The organism is Pseudarthrobacter sp. NamE2, assembly GCF_005796205.1.
GTDB lineage: Bacteria > Actinomycetota > Actinomycetes > Actinomycetales > Micrococcaceae > Arthrobacter.
On sequence record NZ_VAHN01000002.1, the window covers coordinates 15849 to 26862 of the forward strand.

An 11014-nucleotide genomic window follows, 5' to 3' on the forward strand; every position below is an offset into this window, starting at 1 on the left:
TGACTGCCATCTCGCGTGCCGCTGCAGCAGGAGTTCGGCTGGTCCACCATTGTGCTCTCCGCGGCAGTGAGCATCAACCTGGTCCTGTTTGACCTGATGGCTCCCTTCGCAGCCACCGGATCGATGGCCCTGGTTTTCGCCGCCACCATCGCCAACACCTGGTTCGTCACGAGCCGGGGGCTGGTGATCGGTATCCTCACGGCCGGCAGCGCGGGCGGCCAGCTGGTGTTCCTTCCGTTCATCGCCATGATCGCGCAGGACCCGGGCTGGCTACTGACGGGCTGATCGTCACCCACTTCATCCCCTCCGCCCATGACCACGGCATGCTGGAAACCGCTGCCGCCGGGCTGCTCGCCGTCGTCGGAATCTTTGACATCGTGGGAACCATCGCATCCGGCTGGCGCCGTGCGCACCATCGCCGCCGTCATCAGCGGCACCATCCGCCGGAGCTCGGGCAGCAGGGAAGCGCAGCCGGTTCCTGCACCCTAAGCACGGGCCGTTACGCTGGTCCCATGGAGACCCCTTCGCAAACCGCCGCCCGCAACGTTGCCCTGATCACGGGCGCCGGACGGCTGGCAGGTATCGGCGCCGGCATCGCCCGCCAGCTCGCAGCCGACGGGTGGGACCTGGTCCTGTCCTACTGGCAGGAGTACGACGAGCGGATGCCGTGGGGGAGTGAGCCCGAGGATGTGGTGCGCCTGACCGCCGAGCTCGAGGCCATCGGCGCCGCCGTCCACGTCCTGTCAGCCGACCTGCAGGATCCGGGAATCCCGGACCGCCTGGTGGCCGAGGCCGTGCAGCTGGCCGGCCCGCTGCAGGGACTGGTGCTGAGCCACGCCGAGTCCGTCGACTCGGGACTGCTGGACACCAGCCTTGAGTCCTTCGAACGGCACTTCGCCGTGAACACCAGGGCAAGCTGGCAGCTGATTGCCGCGTTCGCCCGGCAGGCAACGGACGACGGCGGCGCTATCGTTGCGCTGACCAGTGACCACACTGCCTTCAACCTTCCGTACGGCGCCTCGAAGGGTGCGCTCGACAGGATCGTGATCGCCGCCGCCCGGGAACTGGGGTCACGGAACATTTCCGCGAACGTCCTCAACCCTGGTCCTGTTGACACCGGCTGGATGACGCCTGACGTCAGGGACGCCCTCGTTGAGCGCCAGCCGAGGGGCCGGCTCGGAACCCCGGCTGACGTCGCGGGGACGGTGGCGTTCCTGCTGTCCCCGGCCGGCCGCTGGGTGTCCGGGCAGCTGATCAAGTCCGACGGCGGCTTCTCGGCCTGAGTGCCCGGCCCCCGTTTTACCCGCCCCCCACTCAACTTGGTAGTGCTAACTGATGCTCCTATGTCTCGTCAAGCGGCGTTGAGCTATTGGCGGTAGGCGTTGGTGAGGGCTGTGTCGTGGAGTTTTCCGCGTTCGAGTTCTGAGATCCGGGCTGGTTGGACTCCGAGGTGGGCGGCGGCTTGCAGGGTGAGTTTGTGGGTGAGCCGTTTGGGGCGCAGGTCCTCGATCAGTGCGATTGTGAGCGGGTTGCTCAGGGTCCGGCAGACCTCGCGGGCGATGGCTAGTTGAGGCATCGGGTGGTTTCGCGTGTGCTTTTGCCGTCGCTGCCCGGGCCGGCCCCATGCTGAACCTTCTGCGGGTGGACAGCTGCGTCCCCGCCCACTGGCCTGATGGCCGCAGTGCCAGCAGCTTCACCTGGACATAGCCGTGGAGGAACTGGACAGCACCGCGGACGCTGCCATCGCTGTGGGCGTCACCGTGGCCGCGCACCAGACCGCTTCCGGTCAGTGGCGCATGCTGCTGGACCCGGCCGACCACCCCCTCTGCCTCACGGTTGTCCGTCCCGACTAACCGGGGCTGCGGGCACGCTCCGAAGGGCTGAGGAATACCTCATATTTCCCAGCGGTGCCCGCTGGGCTTTCAGAAGGTCTCGATGTCTCTCCACCATCCCCCGTGGATAAGTAGTCCCGGGAGAAAAAACAAGTAGCGACTACTGATGGACTGCACCGAAACTATCCGTAGAGTGCGAAGGGTAGGAATAAAGCGGCCGGATACCACGTAATCCCACTAACAATTCCCATTCAAAGTGGAATAATTCCTGCATCCTGTGCCACTTCCAGTTTCAGCGAGGGTTGAAAAGATTCACACGCGCTGCGCCTCAGGCGCACCTTGAATGGGGACTCGCATAATTGCCGATAGCCCCATGCTGCAATGCCGACATTTTCGATCCTGTCTGTCACACAGCGGGCTCGAAGGTAGCAACAATCAGGAGGACGAATTTATGAGCATTTCGGCGGGGAATAGGAAAGTTGGCCAGCACTCCGGTGTGGGACCTGCCGGGAAGTTCCTTGTCCCGGTTATCCCTTCGGTTGATACAGACATTGGCCTGGTCATCTTCGTCTTCCAGCATGAAGCGCATCATCGCTGGTGTTCCGACCCGCGGCTGTTGGTTTCATTGCTGGCCAAATCCGTCGGTCCAGTCTTATGGAATGACAATTCAGCAAATCTTCGAATATCAGTTGCTGCATCCGGACACCGCCACGGGAAGGTGGTGGAAATTCCGCTGTTTATGAACCAGCAAGTAAATGCACTAAAACCACGGTAAAAGACCGGCGCGGGTGCAAGTTATTAGTGGGAGTCGCCGGCGTCGCTACCCTCCGCATAAGACCGCCATCTTTCCTTTACCTCCTCGGGCAGATCCTCCCACGCGGGGGCGGACGGCATCCAAAGGCCCGGCAACAATTTGAGTCGTTCCTCGTACAATGCCTTCCCCGCGTCTGCAAGATCAGCCATCAAAGGAACCTGGGCTCATGGTCGAAGCGGAAACCACGCGCACGTCCTTTCCCTGGCGGGATGCTCCTTCATCAGTAACTGACCTTCTTCTTGTGCACAGAGTTGTGCTGCCGGAATCGGCCCTACGGGCCTCTTTGACGATTTTATGCCTGTTGCCACAGTGCAGGAGGGCAGCAGTGTCACACGAGTAAGTTTGACCCCCACAGTAGCGCTCCGCGTCGTTGCATCAGTGTGGCTGAGCTTTCCTCCCGGAGCTTTACTCCAAGGCTTAACCAGGGGGTTCCTCAGGCTAGGGAACGCTAGGTGGCCCAGTCCGTCAGCCTAGTGAAGGCGCTGGCGCTTTCGTGCGATGACGACGACGCCCGTCAGGATGGCTGCGGCCCCCGCGACACCGGCCACGACGCGTGCCATCGCGTGCGGCATGGCGGGCTGGGGGGCGGTGGCATTTCTCGTGCCGTCTGCTTTGGGACCGGGGGTGGTTTTCGTACCGGCGGCGTAAACGGCTGGCTCCACTCCCATGACAATCCGGTCTCCAGGCGTGGCGCTTACCAGGAGGCGGGTCACAGTTTCGAGGTCTGTCGAAATACATCCGGCAGTGACTGAATTGCCGGCATGCAGGAAGATGGCGAAGGAAGCGCCCTGAACGGTAGGCATGTCCGGTTCACGGTTCCAATTGATGACCGCCGCCTGCTCGTAATCGCCCTGCCGAAGATAAAACCAGAGGTCTTCGTCGGCGCCGCCGTCTTTACCTTCGAAGTACTGGTTGTATGTGGGGCCTGGTTCACCGCCCCACCGCGAGAGGCGGTTGATCGTGTGGTATTTAAGCCTCGTTCCTGGGTTTTTCCTGCCCAGTGCCTCGGTAAAGGAAAACGACCCCGACGGCGAGTAGAGAGTGTCTTGCCACATCTCGCCCGGCGGGGCGAAACCGGACCTTCCGGCAAACCCTCTGCTCTGCCACTCCTGGACGTACTCTTCCCCTTTCTTGGCGCAACCAGTAATGAGGACTTCGGTAGCACCATAGGATTTTGCGGTGGCGAACGTCACCCGTTTCGCGCCGTAGGTGGGATAGAGCACTTCGCCTGCAGTTAATCGTTCACACGCGTTGGTCACGATCCCCTCGAGAGGTGCGGCTGGGCTTGGGATTGGCGGAAGACCCAACACTGCTGATAGAGCCAAAGGTGCTGCCAACAGCTGATTCATCATTGCTGTTGCGCACCTCGATGAAATTCAGTGCTGGTAGAGGCTGGCTTCCCGTCTGCCCTGCGACTCTGTGGCCCAGCCTCGGTCCTGCTACCGGAGGCTGCAGAGGGGCCCAACGGCGTGTTTTCAGCAGATAATGCTTTGCCGAGCACCCGCTGACGTGCATGCTCAGCAAGGCCGGTCACCAGCCGTTCCAGCGGCCCTTGCTTGCCGCCTGTCACGTTTCTCCAGATTATTGCCAAAACGGCCGCGACGACCAGATGGATTGCCAGACATACGCCCGGCCGGTCGAGGAGGAAGCCTGTGGAGAGGAGTATGAGATGACCCGCGTACAGCGTCAGCGTCATTCCGCCCATTACGGCCAGTGGCATGAGTGCTGATGCTGCCTTATTACCCAGGATCAGCATCGCGCCCAGAACGGCCACAGCGATTCCAATCGTGTTCAGGAGTTCCAGGGGCGTGGATGAATACGGCGACAGGACCGCAAGCCACCACCATGATGAAGTCGGTAAGGTCGGGTCGGGACCCCAGATCAACAGGTCACTTATTCCCTCGCTGTCCAGCCAAGGGGTGGCCTCCAGCAGTCGCGCCCTGCCTCCGAGGGGACCTAGCAGAATTTCCGATGCCAGCCACGCGCCTGTTGCCACTCCGAGCCCGCCGCAAACCATTTTGAGTTGCATCCGATGCGAACGCAGGTCAAGCCGGCCCAGAGCAAGACCCGCCGCGATATAGGCCATCCATGGGATGGCGGGAAAGCTCCCGTCAACCAATAGTACCGAGATGGTTGCAGCTGGCTCGATGATAAGTGAGGCGAACGTTGGATCGAAACCGCCAAGGTCCGGCAGGTCGTCGCGGACCGCTTGCATAAAAATGGGGCCGAGTACGGCAAAGCCCAGGGCGGCGACTGCAAGTACGCGAGGGCCGAACCCCAACAGGGGAACCGCCATCAGGAACAGGACCCCGTAGTAAGCCAAGATGATTGCTGCGGGAGGGTTTAGGTAGGCGATGAGTAGGCCGATGGCGAGGATGACAAGTGCTCGTACTGCCAGGGACGCCTTGGCGGCCGTCAGTGCGGGCCCTGCGAGCGGATGCATCCCGCCGGAAGAGAAGGTCAGCGAAACCCCGGCAAGGAGAGCAAACAGACCTGCCGACGTGCCAGAAAGAACGGTCCAAACGAGCGTTGGTTGAAAGTTTTCGTCAAACCCGGGCAGGACGTGGATGGCGATCATCCCGATCAATGCGATTCCCCTGGCGGCGTCGACTCCAACAAGGCGCTGCTTTTTCGTCGTTTTCATACTTGTTCCTTGCTCATGATGATTGCGCCCCATACGGCCACCTCTCGGTTGTTTGCCCTACGACTACCTTGGTTCTTGGGCATTAATGCCTCCTCGTGCGCGGGCGAAGTGGGACCGCACCTGGCGACCATTGGCGGATTGGGTTTCCGGCCCAACGGGTGCCCGCGGGAACAGTCTCCGAACGCATCACGAGGGATGCCGCACCAACCGTGGCACCTTCCATGACCGTGCTGCCCGGCAGCACAATGCTGTTCGGGCCTAACGTGGAATCGGTATCAAGCCGTATTTCGTCCATCCGCATGATGCGATCGTGAAAGAGGTGTGTCTGCAGCACTGTCCCGCGGTTCACGCTGACGCCGCTGCCCAAGGTGATCAGGTCGAACTCCGGCAGCCACCAAGTCTCACACCAGACGCCGCTGCCCACCTTGGTGCCCATTAACCGCATCCACCAGTTTAAGATGGGTGTCCCCAGGCTCAGCCGGATAAGACCGGGGACCGCGAGTGACTCGGCAAACACGTCGACGAGCTCGTTGCGCCAAACGAAGGAAGTCCAAAGCGGGTATTGCGTAACTTCAAAGCGCCCCACCAGAACCCATTTCGCAGCTAGCGCCATGAGAGAAGCCACGACGCCGCTGCCCAACAGCACCGGCCCGGACCACAGGACTGTGACGACGAAACCGGCTCCAAGGTAGATTTCGGTCAAAACCCCTACAGTGATCAAGGCGAGCCATGACGTGATGACCGCCGGAAGAAGTCTGCACGCTTCGACTGCTGCGCGTGCAATCAGGAGATGACGTGGAGGGTTGTACGTAAGGGTGGAGTCACCGTTGTCCACCGGGCGGGGAAGTTCCACGGGAGGACGTCCAAACCACGACGAGTTTATTGGCATGTCTTTTGGTGCAGAGGACAGGACAGCGAGCAGTGAGTTATCGGGAACCGTGCAGTCCGGTCCTACAATCGCGGAATTGCCGACAAAGGATCTTTTTCCCACGCTGGAAACGCCTAGATGGAGCCAGCCGTTGCGGACACGTTTCGAGGAAACCATGGAGTGATCTGCCAGGAATGATCGGTCCGCGAACCGCGTGAGGTGCGGCAGGGTCTCTACTGTCGAGATTTCAACGTGTTTGCCAACGTGGGCGCCTATCATCCGCATCCATACCGGCGTGAACAAGCTGGCGTAGATGGGGTAGGTGGAGATCAGCGATTTCGTAAGCAAGGCTTCAGTCAACCAAGCCGCCCACGCGACTGCGCCATTCGCCGGATGAAACCCCGGCTTTAGGAGAATGCTCAGAGCGCGCACCAACGCTACCGTCAGGGTCAGATAGACAACGAGCGTAGCTATTAGGAACACCGGACTCCAGGCCGCCAAACTCCAGAGGGCGTTTTGCAGCGAGACGCTGCCTTCAATGGCGTGCAGCGCCAGGAGTCCCCCCGGAATCACAGACACCAGAGGTATAAGGGTCAAACCGAAGAGCGAGACGGGATAAAGGAGCGAGATCATCGGTGACGGGCGGCCGTGGCAGGGAGTGGAGGGCCAATCGGTGCCCGCTTCTCCTACATGCTCCATTTGCGATCCAGCCCAAAGCTGACCCGCCGGTACCTTCCCTGTCACGGATGTACCCGGTGCAATTTCCGCGTGAGCCCCTACATGGCTGTCATTCAATAGCGTGGAACGCGTCCCAACGCGCGCGTTGTCATCGACTCTGACGCGGCCGATGTGCAGGACGTCACCGTCGAGCCAGTGCCCGGCCAGGTCCGCTTCACGCTCGATTGATGCGCCGGCCCCGAAGGTCGCAAGCCCAGTGACGGGAGGCATGGCATCGAGGTGGACGTCCTTGCCGACCTCACATCCCAGCGCGCGGGCATACCAGGCTGCCATGGGCGTGCCCATAAGCGGCTCGAGTTTGCAGTAGGTGGCCACCCGTTCAACAGTCCACAACCTCAGGTGGGTTGGGCCTCCCCGAGGGTAAACTCCGGGTCTGATCCCCGCAAGCAGGAGACGGGCGCATGCCACTACGAGAAGAAACCGGAAAGGAAGACTGTAGAGGACAACCCACGCCATCATTGTGGGCAACAGCGGCGGATTCGGAACCCACAAGTAGTTACCAGTGTGGAAGAGGATGATGCAGACGATCATGATGCCGGTGATGTAGCGCAGGCCCGTGATGGAGTACAGCGCGAAGATCACTGCTGCCTGGAGCCAACCGGTGGATGCGGGAGTAGGGGCCGTGTGCCGCGTCGTGGTGACCGAACTCGCACTGCCCGCCAGATGCGTTGCCAGTTCGCCGAGGGTCGGGAACGCGTAAATGTCGGCGATCGAAATATCCGGGTAGCGAGCCCGCAAGGATGACACCAGCTGCGCGGCCGCCAGGCTAGCTCCGCCGGCGGCAAAAAAATTGCTCTTCTCGGTGAGTGGCACGGGACCAAGCAGGTCCCTCCATTGTTGAGCCAGCCAAGATAATTCGCCTGTAAGTTCCTTGGGAGAATCCTGACTATGAGTGCCGAGCGGCCAGGGGAGGGCTTTCCTGTCCACCTTGCCCGAGGTCTTAATGGGAAGTTCCTCGATGATGCCAAGGGTGGGAACGAGTTGCGCGGGAAGCTTTTTTGCAAGAAGCGCCCGGCATTCGCCAAGATCGATAATCGAATCCTTTGCCGGCACTAAATATCCCGCGAGCACCTTATTGCCACTGGGGCTCGTCTGGATGGCCCCGGCAGCTGCGGCCACTCCCGGCAGTCCGGCGAGAGCTTGGTCAACTTCACCCATCTCGACACGTCGGCCCGCCAGCTTGACCTGCTCGTCGGCTCTGCCGACGAATACCAGACCGGCCGGATCCGCCAGTACGAGGTCACCGCTGCGGTAGGCCCGCGGCCACCCTAGAGCAGGGATTGGGGCGTACTTTTCCGCGTCCTTCGCCGTGTCCAAGTATCGGCCGAGCCCTACTCCGCCGATAACCAGCTCGCCCTCCTCCCCCCAGTTAACCGGTTCGCCATCCGCGTTGACGACGGCAAGGGCGTACCCGTGCAGCGGAAGCCCAATCCTCACAGGGGACTGGCCATCCACCAATGCTCCGCAGGCGATGACTGTTGCTTCCGTGGGGCCGTATGTGTTCCAAACTTCGCGTGTTGGGCTGGCCAGCTTGGCCACAAGGTCCGCAGGACATGCCTCGCCGCCAAAGATGAGCAGCCGGACTTTGGCCAGTGACTCGCCCGGCCATAGCGCTGCAAGGGTGGGCACTGTGGACACGACTGTTATGTGTCGTTGCGCCAGCCACGGACCGAGATCAGCGCCGGAACGAACCACGTCCCGGGGAGCAGGAACAAGGCATGCCCCGTTCCGCCAGGCCAACCACATCTCCTCACAGGAGGCGTCGAACGCGACAGATAATCCGGCCAGCACCCGGTCGCCCGGCCCGAGCGGGTTGTTGACACAGTAAAGTTCCGTTTCGGCGTCAACCAAGGCAGCCGCCGAGCGGTGGGTGATGGCAACACCTTTTGGCTTGCCGGTGGACCCGGACGTGAAAATGATCCAGGCGTCATCCTCACAGTGCGCTTCCGGGCTATGCCCCCGAGTGCGCACCCCCCCGATAAGGGTGAGTTCAAGGCCCTCACCGATAACTGCACAAACAGCTGCTTCTGACCAGACCGTTTCAGCCCGGTCCTCCGGTTCATCAGCGTCAACAGGAACATACGCCGCGCCGGCAGCCAGTACCCCCAAAATTGCGATATACAGGTCTACGGAACCTGACGGAACACGAACACCAACACGGTCTCCAGCGCCGATATTCGCGCTCCACAGCCTCCGGGATACGTGGATAATTCGCTCGCCAAGGGCCTCATAGGTCAACACCACGTTCCCGTCATCAAGAGCCGGCGCAGCAGGGTACAACGCAATTGTTTCCTGGATGATCTGGACCAGGGTCCGTGCCTGCGGAGCTTCCGTAACCGGAAAGAAGGCTGCACCTGACAACTTCGTCGGCTGTCCGTGCAGAGCGCTGGACACGGCAGGACCCTTGATCGACTCGGTTGCCGTCGTGGAATCAGTGGGTGGCACGGCAGCGGGTGTGTCGCTGCTGCTGCCTCCCGCTGATACGACACCGCGATGTGACGTACCTGAAGAGTTTGTAGGATCCAACTATGCACTCCTAAAGCGGGTAATTCGAACGGTTCCATGTGGTGCACCCAGAGGCAGCGCAGCATGTCGCCATGCCCCGCCCTGAACCTACAAACCCGAGGTTTACTTGCTAAAAGGGTGCGCCCGACCTTCGGCCTTCGGACCAGGGCGCTGCATTCAGGAAGAGGGGCGGCGGGGGGAAAGGGGGACAGATGGCAGGGTGTAGGCACAACGCAGAAACACTCCATATGCAGCGGCAATCGCTCTTACCCTCTGCACTCTATGGACCGCCTCGGTGCCGTCCATCAGTATTTGCTACTTGTCTTTTCCTCCCCCTATTACTTATGGGGTTGCTAGGGGGCGCTATTAGGGGGCGCTATTAGGGGATGTTAGGGTCCTGCAGAACAACCCGTAGCGGGCAAATTAGGTGACCGCCGATGGGCAGAACTGATGACCATTAACGTTGGGTGAATCTCAGGTAACAAGACTTCTACCGGTGGCTTATAATCCTGTGGCCGATGCGGTCTGAGGCAGGCGGCGATACATGGCACGACGACAACAAGGTCCTCGCATGGTTTACATGAAACTATGTAGCCGCAACATGTACCGGCTCTAGTCGGTGCTGGTGGCCTTCGGCTAACCAGCAGCGAACTTGGAGATCTGGATCTCGTTTCCGTTCCCATCGACAGGGACCGTGGGATTCACCTCATAACCGTTCATTAGCCATCGGCCGTGAACCAATGCGAATTCGTAGGTAAACTCGCTGCGAAGTGCCTGGGTGAAATGCTCGTTCTTCTCTTTATCCTGCAGGTGGGCAACGTAGCGCACTTTGGCCTGCAGGGCGACTGACTCTCCGTCTTCGGCAAGCCAAACGCGTGGCGAGTCAATTACCACGTCGGAAAAGCGTGGTTTGTCCGGCTCATACCGGTAATCGATGACGCTGTCGTAGTCCGGATGCCAGGGCTGCCAAGCCGTAAATGCCACGCCTTCCTGCTTGAAAGTCTCATAAAACTCGGACTCCGCTTCGTCCAAAACCAGGTGCTTTATGGTCTCCCACCACTCGTCGAAGATGGTCAGGTCGCCGTTCAGAGGTGAGTCCAATCCGACCTCCACCATCATGTTCGTGCCCAACTGGTAGACCTCTGCGAGCTGCTCAGGGGAATACTTTTCGCGGACCTCCGGACGAACAAAATCAGCATTGTCGATAGGCGCTTGAGGAATGTCCGCCGGGTCGAGCCTGACCTGCTGGTAGGTACCGTGGGTGTTCCGGTTAGGCGCAAGGAGGAAAGCCTCTCCCGACTCCCGTACCGGCTTTTTCTCCAGTCCGGCGCCCCCCATCGAGCAGCCAGCGGTGAGTATGACGGTGCATGCCAGGAGTACCGACACTGCGGTACGCCCTGCACGGATGCAGAGTAATGACGTCATGAGCGTAACCCCCAAGTGTCTCTCTCAGTGCCCTGAGGTAGATGAGTCCAAAGAGATCGCTGCCCTACACCCAAGGCGCTGCCGGCAATTACCGCATCCTATCCCGAAAACCACCGATTTTCACGGTCTCAATTTGCCGCCCGCTGGAGCCGGCCACCCGTAAGCGCCGGCACAACCAGCATCAGGCA

The 11014-nt window shown here is 60.7% G+C and carries 7 protein-coding genes and 2 pseudogenes; 4 read left to right on the top strand and 5 right to left on the bottom strand.

Annotation, left to right across the window (positions count from 1 at the left end; genetic code table 11):
• Positions 1-15 precede the first annotated feature (15 nt).
• Positions 16-401 (top strand): annotated as a pseudogene (locus FDW83_RS02970) (hypothetical protein); the annotation flags it as partial.
• Between the two features lie 111 nt (positions 402-512).
• Positions 513-1283: an SDR family oxidoreductase gene (locus FDW83_RS02975; protein ID WP_138136452.1), complete on the top strand. Its 771-nt coding sequence runs from the start codon at positions 513-515 to the stop codon at positions 1281-1283.
• A gap of 83 nt (positions 1284-1366) precedes the next feature.
• Here the strand turns inward: FDW83_RS02975 and FDW83_RS02980 are convergent, their stop codons facing one another.
• The gene (locus FDW83_RS02980; protein WP_205754652.1) at positions 1367-1576 is read right to left on the bottom strand and encodes a hypothetical protein; all 210 of its coding nucleotides are present in this window, start codon (positions 1574-1576) and stop codon (positions 1367-1369) included.
• Positions 1577-1694: 118 nt separating this feature from the next.
• On the opposite strand from FDW83_RS02980, the pseudogene FDW83_RS19055 reads away from it, so the two are divergent.
• Both FDW83_RS19055 and FDW83_RS02985 read left to right on the top strand, forming a co-directional pair.
• Positions 1695-1853, top strand: a pseudogene (locus FDW83_RS19055) (VOC family protein); the annotation flags it as partial.
• A gap of 430 nt (positions 1854-2283) precedes the next feature.
• Entirely contained in the window at positions 2284-2607 is a 324-nt protein-coding gene (locus tag FDW83_RS02985; RefSeq protein ID WP_138136135.1) for a hypothetical protein, read from the top strand.
• 509 nt (positions 2608-3116) lie between these two features.
• Here FDW83_RS02985 and FDW83_RS02990 read toward each other — a convergent pair.
• The 4 genes from FDW83_RS02990 to FDW83_RS03005 all read right to left on the bottom strand — a co-directional run bounded on the left by FDW83_RS02990 (position 3117) and on the right by FDW83_RS03005 (position 10787).
• Complete coding sequence (locus tag FDW83_RS02990) at positions 3117-3998, bottom strand: hypothetical protein (RefSeq protein ID WP_138136136.1); 882 nt, start codon at positions 3996-3998, stop codon at positions 3117-3119.
• Positions 3995-5290, bottom strand: a complete 1296-nt coding sequence (locus FDW83_RS02995) for a heparan-alpha-glucosaminide N-acetyltransferase domain-containing protein (RefSeq protein WP_171027429.1) — start codon at positions 5288-5290, stop codon at positions 3995-3997. Before FDW83_RS02995 ends, FDW83_RS02990 begins: the two co-directional genes overlap by 4 nt.
• A gap of 82 nt (positions 5291-5372) precedes the next feature.
• Positions 5373-9290 carry a Pls/PosA family non-ribosomal peptide synthetase gene (locus FDW83_RS03000; protein ID WP_138136138.1) on the bottom strand — a complete coding sequence of 1306 codons (3918 nt, stop codon included), beginning with the start codon at positions 9288-9290 and terminating at the stop codon, positions 5373-5375.
• Positions 9291-10037: 747 nt separating this feature from the next.
• Positions 10038-10787, bottom strand: coding sequence for a hypothetical protein (locus tag FDW83_RS03005; RefSeq protein ID WP_138136139.1), 750 nt, complete (start codon positions 10785-10787; stop codon positions 10038-10040).
• Between the last annotated feature and the right edge of the window lie 227 nt (positions 10788-11014).